This window comes from Pseudarthrobacter polychromogenes, from assembly GCF_014644495.1.
Classification (GTDB): domain Bacteria; phylum Actinomycetota; class Actinomycetes; order Actinomycetales; family Micrococcaceae; genus Arthrobacter; species Arthrobacter polychromogenes.
This window is the reverse complement of the sequence record NZ_BMKU01000005.1, coordinates 50,957-66,011: the sequence shown is the minus strand read 5'-3', so window position 1 is coordinate 66,011 and position 15,055 is coordinate 50,957. Positions and strand designations below refer to the sequence as shown.

The 15,055-nt window shown below is 65.7% G+C and carries 11 protein-coding genes and 1 pseudogene; 4 read left to right on the top strand and 8 right to left on the bottom strand.

The window, feature by feature from the left end:
• Positions 1 to 30 precede the first annotated feature (30 nt).
• From IEX43_RS09615 to IEX43_RS09605, 3 genes are all read right to left on the bottom strand, one after another.
• Positions 31 to 2,433: an ATP-binding cassette domain-containing protein gene (locus IEX43_RS09615; RefSeq protein ID WP_188810537.1), complete on the bottom strand. Its 2,403-nt coding sequence runs from the start codon at positions 2,431 to 2,433 to the stop codon at positions 31 to 33.
• Between the two features lie 91 nt (positions 2,434 to 2,524).
• Positions 2,525 to 2,947 (bottom strand): VOC family protein, encoded by a 423-nt coding sequence (locus IEX43_RS09610; protein WP_188810535.1) that lies wholly within the window; start codon positions 2,945 to 2,947, stop codon positions 2,525 to 2,527.
• Positions 2,944 to 3,351, bottom strand: a complete 408-nt coding sequence (locus tag IEX43_RS09605; RefSeq protein WP_188810961.1) for a helix-turn-helix transcriptional regulator — start codon at positions 3,349 to 3,351, stop codon at positions 2,944 to 2,946. Before IEX43_RS09605 ends, IEX43_RS09610 begins: the two co-directional genes overlap by 4 nt.
• Positions 3,352 to 3,636: 285 nt before the next feature.
• On the opposite strand from IEX43_RS09605, the pseudogene IEX43_RS20600 reads away from it, so the two are divergent.
• Positions 3,637 to 3,771: pseudogene (locus IEX43_RS20600) on the top strand (CBU_0592 family membrane protein); the annotation flags it as partial.
• A 39-nt stretch (positions 3,772 to 3,810) separates the two neighbouring features.
• Here IEX43_RS20600 and IEX43_RS09600 read toward each other — a convergent pair.
• From IEX43_RS09600 to IEX43_RS09580, 5 genes are all read right to left on the bottom strand, one after another.
• Positions 3,811 to 4,107 (bottom strand): hypothetical protein, encoded by a 297-nt coding sequence (locus IEX43_RS09600; RefSeq protein WP_188810533.1) that lies wholly within the window; start codon positions 4,105 to 4,107, stop codon positions 3,811 to 3,813.
• 172 nt (positions 4,108 to 4,279) lie between these two features.
• Positions 4,280 to 4,660, bottom strand: a complete 381-nt coding sequence (locus IEX43_RS09595; RefSeq protein WP_188810530.1) for a universal stress protein — start codon at positions 4,658 to 4,660, stop codon at positions 4,280 to 4,282.
• A gap of 38 nt (positions 4,661 to 4,698) precedes the next feature.
• Entirely contained in the window at positions 4,699 to 6,726 is a 2,028-nt protein-coding gene (locus IEX43_RS09590; RefSeq protein ID WP_188810528.1) for a tripartite tricarboxylate transporter permease, read from the bottom strand.
• A gap of 8 nt (positions 6,727 to 6,734) precedes the next feature.
• The gene (locus IEX43_RS09585) at positions 6,735 to 7,943 is read right to left on the bottom strand and encodes a Bug family tripartite tricarboxylate transporter substrate binding protein (RefSeq protein WP_188810526.1); all 1,209 of its coding nucleotides are present in this window, start codon (positions 7,941 to 7,943) and stop codon (positions 6,735 to 6,737) included.
• Between the two features lie 84 nt (positions 7,944 to 8,027).
• Positions 8,028 to 9,107, bottom strand: a complete 1,080-nt coding sequence (locus IEX43_RS09580) for a PrpF domain-containing protein (RefSeq protein ID WP_188810524.1) — start codon at positions 9,105 to 9,107, stop codon at positions 8,028 to 8,030.
• A 276-nt stretch (positions 9,108 to 9,383) separates the two neighbouring features.
• Between IEX43_RS09580 and IEX43_RS09575 the strand changes: the two genes are divergently transcribed.
• The 3 genes from IEX43_RS09575 to IEX43_RS09565 all read left to right on the top strand — a co-directional run bounded on the left by IEX43_RS09575 (position 9,384) and on the right by IEX43_RS09565 (position 15,051).
• Positions 9,384 to 10,298, top strand: coding sequence for a LysR family transcriptional regulator (locus IEX43_RS09575; RefSeq protein ID WP_188810522.1), 915 nt, complete (start codon positions 9,384 to 9,386; stop codon positions 10,296 to 10,298).
• Positions 10,299 to 10,390: 92 nt separating this feature from the next.
• The gene (locus IEX43_RS09570; protein ID WP_188810520.1) at positions 10,391 to 13,714 is read left to right on the top strand and encodes a DUF5107 domain-containing protein; all 3,324 of its coding nucleotides are present in this window, start codon (positions 10,391 to 10,393) and stop codon (positions 13,712 to 13,714) included.
• Positions 13,711 to 15,051 carry a cellulase-like family protein gene (locus tag IEX43_RS09565; protein ID WP_188810519.1) on the top strand — a complete coding sequence of 447 codons (1,341 nt, stop codon included), beginning with the start codon at positions 13,711 to 13,713 and terminating at the stop codon, positions 15,049 to 15,051. The genes IEX43_RS09570 and IEX43_RS09565 overlap by 4 nt, the downstream gene beginning before the upstream one ends.
• Positions 15,052 to 15,055 lie beyond the last annotated feature (4 nt).

Below are 15,055 nucleotides of genomic sequence, written 5' to 3'. Positions count from 1 at the left end.
AGGTTCCTGCCGGTACAGGCGGAATATTGCTCACGCACCGACGTACGCCGCCAGGTGTTTGCCGGTGAGTGTCGGGGTGCCGGACACCAGCTCAGCGGGCGTGCCCTCGAAAACGATCCGGCCGCCGTCGTGCCCTGCTCCCGGGCCAAGGTCGATGATCCAGTCCGCGTGCGCCATCACGGCCTGGTGGTGCTCGATCACAATCACGGACTTCCCGGACTCAACCAGCCGGTCCAGCAGGCCCAGCAGGTTCTCCACATCGGCCAGGTGCAGGCCGGTGGTGGGTTCGTCCAGGACGTACACGTCGCCCTTCTCGGCCATCTGGGTGGCGAGCTTGAGCCGCTGGCGCTCGCCGCCGGAAAGCGTGGTGAGCGGCTGGCCGAGGCTGAGGTAGCCCAGGCCAACATCCTCGAGCCGCGCCAGGATGGTCCGCGCGGGCGGTGTCTTGGCCTCACCCTCGGCAAAGAACGCGGCGGCCTCGGTCACGGACATGGCCAGGACCTCGGCGATGTTCTTCCCGCCCACGGTGTACTCCAGCACGGCTGCCTGGAAGCGGCGGCCCTCGCAGTCCTCGCACGGGGACTCCACGGTGGCCATCACGCCGAGCTCGGTGAAGATGACGCCCGCGCCGTTGCAGGTGGGGCAGGCGCCCTCGGAGTTGGAGCTGAACAGTGCCGGCTTCACGCCGTTGACCTTGGCAAACGTCTTGCGGATGGGCTCCAGCAGCCCGGTGTAGGTGGCCGGGTTGCTGCGGCGTGAACCGCGGATGGCGCCCTGGTCGATCACCACCACGCCTTCGCGCTTGGCCACGGACCCGTGGATCAGGGAGCTCTTCCCCGAGCCGGCCACCCCCGTAACCACGGTCAGGACACCAAGGGGAATATCGACGTCGACGTCTTGGAGATTGTGCGTCGAGGCGCCGCGGACCTCCAGCGCCCCGGAGGCCTTCCGGACGGCCTCCTTCAGCGACGCGCGGTCCTCCAGGTGGTGCCCGGTGATGGTGTCGCTGCTCCGCAGGCCCTCCACGGTGCCCTCATAGCAGACCTCGCCGCCGTTGGTGCCTGCCCCCGGGCCGAGGTCGACGACGTGGTCCGCGATGGTGATCATCTCGGGTTTGTGCTCCACCACCAGGACGGTGTTGCCCTTGTCCCGCAGCTGGAGCAGGAGCTGGTTCATCCGTTCGATGTCGTGCGGATGGAGGCCGATGGAGGGTTCGTCGAAGACGTACGTGACGTCCGTGAGCGAGGAGCCGAGGTGGCGGATCATCTTGGTGCGCTGGGCCTCGCCGCCGGACAGGGTGCCGGCCGGCCGGTCCAGGCTGAGGTAGCCCAGGCCGATATCCGAAAACGAGTCGAGCAGGTGCTGGAGGCCCTTGAGCAGAGGCGCCACGGACGGGTCCTTGAGGTTCCGGACCCACCCGGCGAGGTCGCTGATCTGCATCTGGCACAGTTCCGCGATGTTCTTGCCGTTGATTTTGGAGGAGAGGGCCTGCTGCGTCAGCCGGGTCCCCTTGCACTCGGGGCAGGTCTGGAACGTGACGGCCCGCTCCACGAACCGGCGGACGTGCGGCTGCATGGCCTCGGGGTCCTTTGACAGCATGGACTTCTGGATCTTGGGGATGATCCCCTCGAAGGTCAGGTTGACGCCCTCCACCTTGATCTTGGTGGGCTCCGCGTACAGCATGGTGTCCAGCTGCTTCGCGGTGAACCTGGCGATGGGCTTGTCCATCGGCAGGCCCATGCCCTCGAACAATCGCCCGTACCACCCGTCCATGGAGTACCCCGGAACCGTCAGCGCTCCCTCGGTCAGGGACTTGGCGTCGTCGTACAGTGCCGTGCGGTCTATGTCGCTGACGTTGCCCATGCCCTCGCAGCGCGGGCACATGCCGCCAAGGTACACGGCGTGGTTGACTACCGACTTCTCCACCCGCCCTCCCTTGTCCGTGGACATGACGCCGCTGGCTTTCCGGGTAGGGACGTTGAAGGAGAACGCCGTGGGCGGGCCGGCATACGGGGTGCCCAGCCGGCTGAAGAGGATGCGGAGCATGGCGTTGGCGTCGGTGGCGGTGCCCACGGTTGACCGCGGGTTGGCGCCCATGCGCTCCTGGTCAACGATGATCGCCGTCGTCAGGCCCTCAAGGAAGTCCACCTCGGGGCGGGCCAGGTTAGGCATGAAGCCCTGGACGAACGCGCTGTAAGTCTCGTTGATCATCCGCTGTGACTCTGCGGCGATGGTGGCGAACACCAGCGAGCTCTTGCCCGAGCCGGAGACTCCGGTAAATGCGGTCAGCCGGCGCTTGGGCAGTTCGACGCTGATGTTCTTGAGGTTGTTTTCCCGCGCGCCCTGCACACGGATGAGGTCGTGGGTGTCGGCGGCGTGCACGCCTTTTGTTTCGGTACGAGCCTGGGTATCGGTGCCGGTGTCCGTGCTCATCGGGTCTCCATCTGTTGGGCTGCGCTATCTGTTGGGCTGCGCTGACCGGAAGCCGCGTGCGCAGCCTCCGGTCGCCGTCGTTGGTATCAGCCTAGGCCTGCTGGTTGATCCGCACGGTGTTCCCGGCGGGGTCGCGGAAGGCGCAGTCGCGGATTCCGTAGGGCTGGTCCACCGGTTCCTGCACGACGTCGGCCCCGCTCGCCTCAACCTTGGCGAAGGCGGCGTCGACGTCCGGGGCGGAGAGGATCACGGTGGCGTAGGTGCCCTTGGCCATCATCTCGGCGATGGTGCGGCGCTCGTCATCGGTGATGCCGGGGTCCACACCCGGCGGGTGCAGGACGATGGAAACGCCGGGCTGGCCCGCGGGGCCCACCGTGATCCAGCGCATGGTGCCGCGCCCCACGTCGTTACGGACCTCGAAGCCCAGCGCGTCGCGGTAGAACGCCAGGGAAGCATCGGGATCGGTGTGCGGAAGGAAGGTTGAGGAGATGGTGATGTTGTCCATGGCAGTCATGCTAGTTGCGGCTCGGGAGCGGGCGCTTCTCGATTCCTGACCGGTCTGGTGACCTGTTTGGCCACGCACGCGGGGATGCCCGCAGTCGTGCTCTTCGCTTCCTGCTTGTAGGCGCTGGGCGGCATCCCCACCAGTTCGCTGAAGCGCGTGCTGAAGGTCCCCAGCGAGGAACAGCCGACGGCGAAGCACACCTCCGTTACGGAAAGGTCACCCCGGCGCAGTAGCGCCATGGCCCGTTCGATGCGCCTGGTCATCAGGTAGCTGTAGGGCGATTCCTGGTACGCGGCCTTGAACCGGCGGCTGAGGTGGCCGGCGGACATGTGGACACCGCAGGCCAGGGCCTCGACGTCCAGGGGCTGCGCGTACTCCCGGTCGATCCGGTCCTTGACCCGGCGCAGGAGCATGAGCTCGCGCAGGTAGGGGTCGGTAGTCACCCTTCAGATGGTGCTCCCTGGCGGGGGAGTTGTCCAGACTTTTGACGGCGCGGAGGCTGCGTAAAACGCCCCCTCTTTGCGGGGTATGATTATGCCGCCAGCCGGCATGAGGTCCTCGCCCGAACAGGGCTCGAGTCAACGCAGTGTTGGATGATGTCCGTTCATTGAGCAGTGGCATCCGGCGAAACCAAACCCTTTTCATCACTGTCAAAGACCCTGCCCGGATACTGCGCGGGCATCACCTGAAAGGACCCCATGGAACTGCTGTGGGAAACCGCCGGCTGGGCCGGCGCGGCTGCGATTCTCAGCGCATACCTGGCCGTTTCCATGGGCTGGTTAAAGGCCGGCAAGGGCTTCCAGACCGCGAATCTTGTTGGCGCCGTCGCCTTCACTGAAGGCCTCCGCCGGTCATCCGCAAGGTGGCTGGCGCTACGCGTTCCTGGGTGCGGGGCGCCGGTAAACGCGCAGGCCGTCACTGTGGAGGAACAGTGCGCGGCCTTTTCCCTCGTCCTGCTGAAGCCAGAGGAGGCTGCCGTCGAGGGCGAGCATGTCGATGCGTCCTGATGCGATGGGCAGTCCTTGGCTGTGGATTTCCACCTGGTCGCTTCGCGAGAGTGTGCACCAGTTGGGAACCGGTTCGGGGGAGAGGGCTGCGGCGCCCCGTCCGGCAGGCTGCGGGCGGCTATACAAGGTCTTCTCATTCTCCTTGGTCGGGGCTTTGTCCATGCCGGACTGCCTTCGGAAAGTACATGGAGGAGGCAGGGTGACCGGCGGTCACCCTGCCTCCCTTGCGTGCTGTGGCGTCCCTGCGCCCGTCCTTCGGGCTACCTGTTGCGATGGAGTGCGGGAACGGCAGCACGCAGGCCGGACAAGAAGTCCGGCAGTCTGCGGGCTCCGGTCAGAGCTTGTCGGAGCGGACCGCCAGCACGGGGCAGGTGGCGTCGAGCAGGATTCTCTGCACGGTGCTTCCGAGGATGAGCTTTCCCACCATGGACCGGTGCCGAAGGCCGATCACGATCATGTCGACGTTGCGGTCCTGGGCGATCTGGATGACGGCATCGCCGGGGTCGGACAGGACCGAGGATTCGATGGTCAGGGCCAGGCCGGCATCCCCCAGCCGGGTTTCCAGCGCGCGCACTTCCTCTGGCTCCAGATCGTGGTGGCCACGGCCGATATTCACAACCAGCAGATCTGAATTTCGCAGGTGCGCTTCCTTGATTCCTTCTGACAGCGCTTCCCTGCCTTCTGGTGCAGGTGCGTAGGCGACGAGTACCGTCATTTTTTCTTCTCCAATTGCCAATGGTGTGTTGCGGACGTCTAGACGAGGGTGTTGAGCCAGCCCTGCGGCAGGTCGATCGGCAGCAGTGACGGGAGTGCGAGGAGCACTATGTACAGGACGCCGGTGTAGATGATGGCTACCTTGAGCCGGGCCCTTGCAACTATCAGAAGGAAGGCCGGGATGAAGATCGTGACGGCGATCAGGTATCCGAAGGCGGCCGTGAGAGCCAGGAACCCTGTCATCCACAGGAAGGTCTTCAACGCGAACCTGGCATCAAGGGTCCAACCTGCCTTCGCGGGTTGTGTGGAAAGGATCACCTCTGCCTCCTCGGAGATGCTCTGATCTGCCTTCGGGGTCCTGTCGCGAAGCCTTCTCCGGATCTCAATGAAGAGCAGGATGCCGGAGAAGATCAGGCCACCGGTGCTCACCAGCTGGGGGACCAGCCTGGCTTCCGGTGAGAATGAAGCGGAGGAGATTAGGGCGGCGGCGAAGGCTACGAAGAAGATGCCTGATGCTGCGAGGGACCAGGTTGAATTCTTCAGCGGAGCTTCGTCGTCCTCGGGCTGTTCGTCCCGGTGACCATCGTCAAGGTTGGTGTGCCGGCGGGCGCGGATGAACTTGATGAACGCCCAGATCATCGGGAGGATCAGGATTGCCAGGAAGACCATGACGCCGGGGCGGGCCATCCAGTCGAAGCCTTCGTAAAGGCTGTCGGTGAGGAAGTAGTAGCGTTCCAGCGGGATGGCCAGGACGAATCCGATCAGGAATGGTGCCCGGGGGAATCCCGTCGATTTCAGGAGCCAGCCGAAGACGCCCAGGATGATCATGATCCAGAGGTCGCCGAGCTGGCCGCCTTCCTGGAAGGAGCCCAGGAGCATGATGGCGACGAGGCCTGCGGCCAGGACGGCGAAGGGGACCTTGGTCAGTTTTGCGAGCTGTTTGACGCTGAGGAAGCAGAGCAGCGCGCCAAGGATCGAGGCGATGGCGAAGGACCAAACGATGAGGTACATCAGGTCGAGGTGTTCGGTGATGATGGAGGGGCCCGGCTGGATGCCGTAGGTGAGGAGCATTCCCAGGAGCATTGCGGAGGGCACGCCGCCGGGGATGCCGAAGAGGAGGGTGGGGATCAGGTCACCGGCTTCGACGGAGTTGTTGGCGCTTTCGGGGCCGACAATGCCGCGGGGGTCGCCCTTGCCGAACTGGCGCTTGTCCTTGGCGGTTGCGACGGCTTGGCCGTAGGCCATCCATGTTCCGGCGGTGGCGCCGACGCCGGGCAGGACGCCTGCCCAGATACCGATGAGCGCTCCGCGGATGACCTGGGTCCAGTGGGTAAGCCATTCCCGGATGCCCTGGCCCCATCCGCCGCCGAGGCTGATGGTTTGCTTTTCTCCGCGGCGCTGGCTGGCGCGGGATGCGATTTCGGCCAGACCGAAGATGCCCAGGGCGACGGCGACGAGTGACAGTCCGTCGCCGAGGAACAGGCTGCCGAAGGTGAAGCGTTCCTCAGCTGTGGTCGGTGAGGTTCCAACCATGCCCAGGATCAGGCCAAGGAGGCCTGCCGAGACGCCCTTGATGATGTTTCCCCGTGACAGGACTGCCGCCAAAGAGACACCGAGGACGGTCAACATGAAGAGCTCGGGACTTGCGAAGGACAGGACCAAGGGCCGGGCCAGCGGGATCGCCAGGGTCAGGCCGACCGCGCCGATGATGCCTCCGGCCATGGAGGAGAGGAACGCCAGGGTCAAGGCACGGGCGGCCTGCCCTTTCTTGGCCATGGAGTATCCGTCGAGCATGGTGACGCTGGCTGATGCTGAACCTGGGGCGCCGAGCAGCACCGCGGACACTGTGTCCGAAGTGTGAACGACGGCGAGAGCCCCGATGAGGAGCGCCAGGGCCTGGGGAGGTTCCATGCCAAAGGTGATGGGCAGCAGGATTGCGACGGCTCCTGTGCCGCCCAGTCCCGGGATGAGGCCCATGATCAGACCGGCCACCGTGCCGATCAGGAGCATGATGAGGAGGGAGGGGTCAGCGAGGGATGCCAGCGCTGCCATTGCGGAGTCAAGCATGATGGTCCTTATTCAACGTGGATGTTGTATTTGTCCGCGAGCAGCCCTGTGACATAGGACCGGACGGAGCCACTGACTTTGTAGGCGTCGCGGACGCGATCGGCCATGCCGGTGTCCGCGACGAGGGGATAGCCACCGAGTACCTTGGCAGCCTTCTCCTGGAAAGCTTTGTCGGTGCCAAGTTGCTCGCTGGATTGGCGCAGCAGCTCGTAGGCCTTCTCCGGTGTCTCCTGCGGCACCCAGAGTCCTTTTTGGTAGGTGTAGGTAAGCCCGAGCAGGGTCTTGTAGGCCTCGTACTTTTCGCCTGACGGTTTCTTCCCGTGAAGGGTTTCGTAGGCTTCTGCCACTGTGGGCACGTCGGGGAAGTTCGGGTCGCGGACAACATCTCCGGCCTCGTTCAGTTGACCGAAGGACATCAGGACGACGGCTTTGCCTTCCTTGACGATGCCTTCGACTGCCGAGCCGTAGGCCGAGGTCGTCTGGTAGTCCAGATCGATTTCGCCACGCTGGAGGGCCAGGTTGACGGGTCCGCGGCCTTCGAAGCCAAAGGTGCTCGTGACGTCTGCCTCAAGCAGGTCGAAAGCCACCAGGGTGGTGATGTCCAGGCCCGTAGCACTGATGCCGCCAAATACTAGCGGGGTGTCCCTGTTGATCAGGTCCTGCACGCTGGCCACGCCGGCTTCAGCCCGGGCGTAGATGACGCCGCCGGTTCCATTGACGACGACCGGCTTGAGGTCTTCGAAGGAGTACTTCACCGCGGAGCGTCCCAGGACCCACGGCACAACGGTCGATGCCGTGCCCACCAGGATCTCGGTCCCGTCGGTCTTGGCGGAGCGGGCGAACCGGTTGGTTCCCAGGATGCCCTCACCGCCGGCTTCGTTGACGGGGGCGAAGCCGGGGCGGCCGGCCACGTAGTTCGTCAGTTCCGTGCCGATGAAGCGTGCCCACGTATCCGTACCGCCGCCTGACGCCAGCGGAATGAGGAATTCGAGGGTCTCGCCGCTGAAGTCGCCGTCTTCGGTGCTGGAGGGCGGGTTCAGCAGGCTTCCACCCAGCACCGTTGTGGCCGTTCCGAGGAGTGCGAAGGCTCCTACCGCGGCAAGGATAGTGCGGCGGGAGTGCTTGGGCGGATCGGGCTGCTCCGTCTGCTCTGCCTGTCCGGCAGTGCCGTCCGGAGAGACTCCGGGCGGCTCCAAGGATGACTTGTTGCTCGTCATTGAGGAATCCTTTTGGGTCAGTGCCTACCACCATGAAACACCGGTTTGGCGCAGCTGGGAGGGGAGGCTGTTGTGGGTGGTCGTTTACCAGGTCTGTGGAAGCAGCAGTTCGGCGTCAGCGATGCGGCGGGCGCTGCGAAGGGTGCCGACAACGGGGACGCCGTCACGCACTTCAGCCCAGGTCTGCACCAGGCCCGCCGGTGTCCTCATGGTCAGCCCTGAGGACGGATCTGTGGACAGCAGGTCCCGGACCACGGTGCCCTCATGCTGGGCGGCCATGGTCAGGGCCACGCTGCCGGTGATCGCGAGGGCGGGGTGGAGCTTGCCCATGGACAGCATTCGGACAATGAGGTCAGCCTCATCGTCGGGCGATGCCCTGGCCACGATCGCGAGCTTGGGGATGGCCCGCTCAGCTTCTGCCCGGCTGGCGGCAAGGCCCATCCGGACGGCGGCATCCCTGCGGACGTCATCAAGGTGCACCAGCAACGCCGCCTGGCTGTCGATGGTCACCGCAGTTTCGTGGCCTGTGAGCCCGAGGGATACGGCGTCGAGGATGATCAGCGGGGCGCCGGCGTCAATGAGCGTGGCGGGAACCTGACGGCCATCAAACGTGACTTTGTCCAGCGGCTCTCCGGTGGGAAACAGCTTCCCGGTGGTGCGCCCTGCGGGATCCAGGAAACCCATGCCCACCGAAAGTCCGGGGAAAGGAACGCCCGGGATCAGCTGCGTGCCAGGATCCTGGAGCTCGCCGCCGGGGGTGGGGACCTTCTGCAGGATGAGCTGATCGGTGTTGGTGTTCAGCGTCCTGACCGATGTGCTTTCCTGGCCGGGTTCAACCCAGCCCCGTTCGATGGCGTACGGGGCTACCACTGCCGAGCAGTTGCCGCAGTTGCTTCCCCAGTCCACTTTCTGTTCATCGATGGACACCTGGGCGAACGTGTAGTCGACGTCGGCTTCCTCGCCAACGGAGCGGGACAGGATGACGGCCTTGCTTGTTGTGGACGTCCCGCCGCCCACTCCATCCACCTGGCGGTGGTCGGGGCTGCCAAAGAGGCGGAGGAGAACTTCGTCCACGCTTTTTCCGGGAACCTGGAGGTTGTCCCATTCGAAGACCCAGCACTTGCTGGTTCCGCCCCGCATCCACACTGCTGGGATCTTAAACATGATTGCCCTTCACATCTCTTGGGCCCTTCCTTGGGCCGTCACGCCGTATCGGCATTCACAAGTGTGATCCGAGCCTCGTATGAATTACAAACGCCAAATTATGCACTGGCATGCACTTTTAGTTCAATCAAAAGGCCGGTTGAGGCACATTTCATGCCCCTGAGGGTGACAGGCTCGTTCCTCCACCCCCAGCAGGGTGCTATATTCCGCTCCGCATGAAGTATCGGATTAGAATACTGAGGGGTATGTAATAAACACTTCAATCGAAGGGCTACCATGTTGAACGTCCGCAGGCTCGAATTGCTCCTTGATGTCGTGGAGCTCGGCTCAATCACCGCTGCGGCGGAAAAGCACGTGTACTCGCCGTCCGGGGTCTCCCAGCAGCTGAGGCGCCTGGAAGCCGAAATTGGACAGCCCCTCCTGCAAAGGCAGACGCGCGGCATGGTCCCCACGGATGCCGGACACGTCCTGGCCGCCCACACGCGCCGCATCCTCCGGCAGATGGCAGCGGCCGAGGCGGATCTCGCGGAAATCGCGGGCCTCAACCGGGGCAGCCTCACCATGGGAACCTTCCCCACTTTGGGTGGTTCCTTCCTCCCCGTCGTCATCAGCAGGTTCAAGAAGGAATACCCGGCCATCGAGCTGCATGTCCGCAGCAGCCGGTTCGAGGACCTGATTGAGATGCTGGAGAACGGCCAGGTGGGAATGTCCCTGCTGTGGGACTACGAATGGAACCGGATGAATTCGGAGGACTTTGCGCTGACCACGGTGTTCGAAGACGCAACAGCGTTGATCGTCGGCAAAGACCACCGCCTGGCCCGCCGGAAGCAGGTGGACATGGCGGACCTGGCGGACGAGGAATGGATTGTCCGCGGCCAGGAACACCCGGTAGTGGAGGTCCTGCAGCGCAGTGCCAGCGCTGCAGGATTCACGCCCCGGATCGCCTTCCATGCCAATGACTACCAGGAAGCACAGGCCATGGTGAGTGTTGGACTGGGCATCGCGCTGGCGCCCCGCACCGCCGTCGTCAATAAACACCCCGGCGTGAGCATCGTTTCGCTCGGCTCGTCGGCCCCGTCAAGGCGGGTCCTGCTGGCGCACCGCCATGACAGGGTCCGTGCTGCTGCCGAAATTGCCTTCCAGACAACGCTCCTGGAGGTCGCCAAGGATTCAACGGCTGATTTCCGCTGAGTCCGCGCGTGGCCGTGCTGCGAAGAAGATCGTCCATATAGTTGAACTTTTCTGCCATGGGCAGCCGTGGCGTTTGTCCATAGCCTGAAGAGGTGACGGACTCCAACCACTTCAAGAGCCAGATTCATTTGCCCGACGCGCCGCCGGACCAGCAGGCCGTCCTGGAGGCCGGCGGTGTTGCCTGCTGGAACGAGCCGGTCTCGATCGACACCTACGCTCCCGGCGTGCCGGACCGGTACCCGATGTTCCTGGACCGCCGCGTGTACCAGGGGTCCAGCGGCAAGGTCTACCCGATGCCGTTCATTGACAGCATCGCCGGCTCGAAGGCACCCCGGCTCTGGCAGGCAATCCACCTGGAGAACGAATACCTGAGGCTCATGTTGCTGCCGGAGATCGGAGGCCGCATCCACATCGGCTTCGACAAGACGGCCGGGTACGACTTCTTCTACCGGAACAACGTGATCAAGCCGGGCCTGGTGGGCCTTGCTGGGCCCTGGATCTCCGGAGGCGTGGAGTTCAACTGGCCCCAGCACCACCGCCCGGCAACGTTCCTTCCCGTGGAAACATCCATCGAGCGCGGCGCCGACGGGGCGGTGGTGGTGTGGCACAGCGACCTCGACCCCCTGCAGCGGATGCGGGGGACCCACGGTGTCCGGCTCCGCCCGGGCAGTTCGCTGATCGAGGTGGAGGCCCGGCTCTACAACTGCACGGACGTGCCGCAGACCTTCCTCTGGTGGGCGAACGCTGCTGCCCGCGTCCACGACAAGTACCAGTCGTTCTTCCCGGCGGATGTCCGCTACGTGGCCGACCATGCCCGCCGGGCCATCACGGCTTTCCCCCGCGCGGACCGCCCCTACTACGGCGTGGACTATCCCGCCCTGGCAGGGGAAGGCCATCCGGATGCGGACCGCATCGACTTCTATGCCAACATTCCCGTCCCCACCTCCTACATGGTCACCGACACCAGGGACAGCTTCTTCGGCGGCTACGACCATGAGGCGGATGCCGGGTTCGTCCACTGGGCGGACCGCGGCATTTCCCCGGGCAAGAAGCAGTGGACGTGGGGCAACGGTCCGGTGGGCAAGGCATGGGACGCACACTTAACGGACGACGACGGCCCTTACGTTGAGCTGATGTCCGGCGTCTTCACGGACAACCAGCCCGACTTCAGCTACCTCGCCCCTGGCGAGACCCGCACCTTCAGCGAGTTCTGGTACCCGATCCGCAAGATGGGCCCGGCGCACCAGGCGAACCTCGACGGCGCCGTCTCACTCCAGCTGGACAACGCAGGGCGCAACGCCACAGTGGGGGTCTCCAGCACAGCGGACCGGGCCAATGCCACGGTGGTGCTTCAACACCACGGGCAGGCCATCCGGTCCTGGAATGCCCGGATCTCCCCGGCCCACCCCTTCACGGAAGTGTGCGGTCTTGACGGCCCGGTTGAGGCTGCTGACCTCACGCTCCGGGTCCTTGATGGGGGAGCGGAGCTGTTGTCGTGGTCCCCGCCCCGGTCCGGCGATGCCTGGTCCCCACCCCGATCAGGCGATGCCCCGGAGGAGCCGAGGGTGGCCACCGAGCCCGGCTTGCCGGCGGAGATTGAAAGCCAGGAAGAGCTCTACGTCACCGGAACACACCTGGCCCAGAACCGGCACCCCACCAGATCGCCCCTGCCCTATTTCGAGGAAATGCTCCGGCGGGACCCCATGGATTCGCGCGCATCGATCGCACTGGGTGCAGCGAGATACGCCACCGGCCAGTACGCGGAAGCGCGGAGGCTGCTGGAGAACGCACTGGCCCGGCTGACCCTCCGAAACCTCAATCCGCCCAGTGGCGAGGCCAGCTACCGGCTCGGCCTGGTGCTCGAGCGGACCGGTCAACCGGACAGGGCTGCCGAACACTTTGCGAAAGCCGCCTGGGACAGGGCCTGGGCGCATCCGGCCCACCTAGCGATGGCGCGCCTGGCCCTCCGGTCGGGGCAACCAGCCGAAGCCCTCCGGCAGGCCGAAGCGGCGCTGGGGCTGGACCCGGCCAGCCCTGCGGCAAAGCACCTGCTCTGCCTTGCGCTGCGCCAGCTGGGTCGCGGGGACGAGGCCGCACGCCAGCTTCAGCGCATCCTCAATGCCGACCCGCTGGACCCGGTGGCCTTGGCGCTTGACGGCTCCCTTGACGTTTCGGACCCCAAGACACCGCTGACCGTGGCGTGCTGGCTGGCCAGCGCGGGGCAGTGGCAGCTGGCCCTGGACCTGACGGAGCAGCCGGCCCGGTCCGGCGACAAGGGGTTCGGCAACCCGGAGCCCCTCCGCCGCTACCTCCGTGCCGGCTGGCTGGACGAGCTGCTGGACCCGGAAGCGGCGTGGGGGGAACGGGCGGCTGCCCGGCGGAGCGACACCACTTATGCCTTCCCCCATGGACTGGACCACTATGACGCGTTGCAGCGCGCCCTCCAGGCTTATCCCAAGGACGCGGTGGCGCACGGACTGCTGGGCTGCTGGCTGCTGGACGCGGGGCGCACCCCGGAAGCGCTTGTCCACCTGCAGGCCTCCATGGCAAACGGCTCAGAGGACCCCGTGGTCTGGCGGAATGCCGCGATCGCTCACGTGAACACCGGTGGGGACGCGGCAGCTGCGGACTCCTTCTTCGAGCGTGCGCTGGAGCTGGGTCCTGATGATGCCCGGCTGGTGTTCGAGCGTTCCGTGCTGGCTGGCCTCCGGGGCGTGCCAGTCCAGGAGCGCCTCGACGCCATCGAACGGCACGGCGCCGCTGTGTTCCACCGCGACGACCTCACCGTTCTCTATGCCAACCTCCTGGTTGACGCCGACCGGGCGGACGAAGCCCTGGGCATCATGACCACCCGCAACTTCCAGCCGTTCGAGGGAGGCGAAGGACTGGCCCTGGCGGCCTATGACCGCGCCTCCGTGGAGGTTGCACGCGCGCTCATTGAGCAGAGTCCGACGGCGGCCGTCGACCTGTTGCGGAAGGGCATGGAGGCGCCCGCGAACCTGGGCGAAGGGCGGCACCCTGCCGGGAGCCTGGCCGTGCGGCTGGTGGCGCTGGGGGACGCCCTCAGCCGGGCAGGGGACGCTGAAGCGGCAGCCGAGGCATGGAACCACGCCTGCCGGGAAGGCTCCCCGCTGGCCGCAGGCCCCGCTCCGGCGGGACCCGCCGACTACTGGAAAGGCGTCGCCTGCAGCAGGCTGGGCAGGCGCGCTGACGCCGAACGGATCTGGCAACAACTCGACGCCCGGGCCGAGGAACTGGAAACCGCTCCCGCAGTGCCTGACTACTTTGCAACATCCCTGCCCGAGCTCCTGCTGTTCACCACGGACGCGGCCGGCGCCCGCCTCGAAGCAGCTGCACTCCTGCGCACGCTGGCCGCAGAAGGCCGCTCCCACCTCAAAGAAAAGGCAAACTCTTGACCGACGCACCGAGATACCTCGGATCCGGAACCATGGAACGCGATCCTGACGCTGCATCCCTGACGGGCGCGCCGCCGTCGCACCTTCCCTCCCGCCTGGCCATCAGCCTCTGGGACTTTTCCTGGTACACGCGGGCGGAGGAAGGCGGTCCGTACGCCGACCTGGACGCTGCCTGTGCGAAGGCTGCGCAGCTGGGGTACAACACCATCCGCATCTGCGCCGCGCCGCTGCTCCTTTTCGGCGCGCTCGGCCTCGATGACCTGGCCGCTGACCTGGAGATCGAGGGGCTCGGAACCGCGCCGGACGGCGGCTTCTACGGCCGCGGCACCCGCTGGTACGACGCTCCCGGCGGCTACCGCCTCAACCTGCAGGAACGGTTGCTGGAACTCTTCGACGCCGCCTCCCGCCACGGCCTGGTGGTGATACTCGCCAGCTGGGAATACCAGCAGTCGCCGGCCTTCGCCCGATCCCCGCGGTGGTTCGAGGCGATCGACGCCGTCCCGCTCCAGGACAGGTACCGGGTCCTTGCGGACGCGTGGGACAGGCTCATCGGGGCGCTGACAACTGCGGGGCACCGGGACCGGATCGCCATGGTGGAACTGCACAACGAGGTGGACTTCTCTATCCTGCCCGCGCTCGCGGAGGGCGGCACCAAGGAACTGGAGCGCCTGCGGGAACTCCATCCCGACCTTCTGGTCACGGCGAGCTATGGCAAACCTCCGCACCTGGCCATGCACACCGTCCCGGACGGGCTGGGAGCAGCCCAGTTCCACGTCTACAGCTACGGCGTGCTGGATGCCCTCCAGCAGCAGATCGACATCAGGTCCGAGGGTACCGCCGGCTTTCCCAACCCTGCCTTTCCCAACCCTGCCCTGGCCGCCCTGCTGCGGCCCGGCGCACCCTCCGTGGCAGAATACGGGCGGCTGGCCGACTGGAAATACCGTGCAACAGTGGTCACGGACCAGATGTTCTACGGGTACGACTGGATTGATCCGGATGCGTGGGACGCCTGGCTCTACAACGGGTTTGGCGAGTTCAGGGAGGTCATGAGGCGGGAAATCGAATCCCGGGTCATTGCCATCGCCGCCTGGGCGCGCTGGAAGAACGTCCCGGCCGTCGTCGGTGAAGGATGGATCGGTTACACCCCGCTTCACGGTACTTTCGAGGAGGGGCCCGTAGGGCGCGACCTCGCCGAACGCGGCATCCGGGCGGCGCTGGACCACGGGGTCTGGGGGATGGTGCTGTGTTCCAACGCCGCGCCGCACCACCCGATGTGGGCCGACGAAGCGTGGCAACTCCGCATGAACCGCCGCATCCTTACCGCCCCCACAAGCTGAAAGA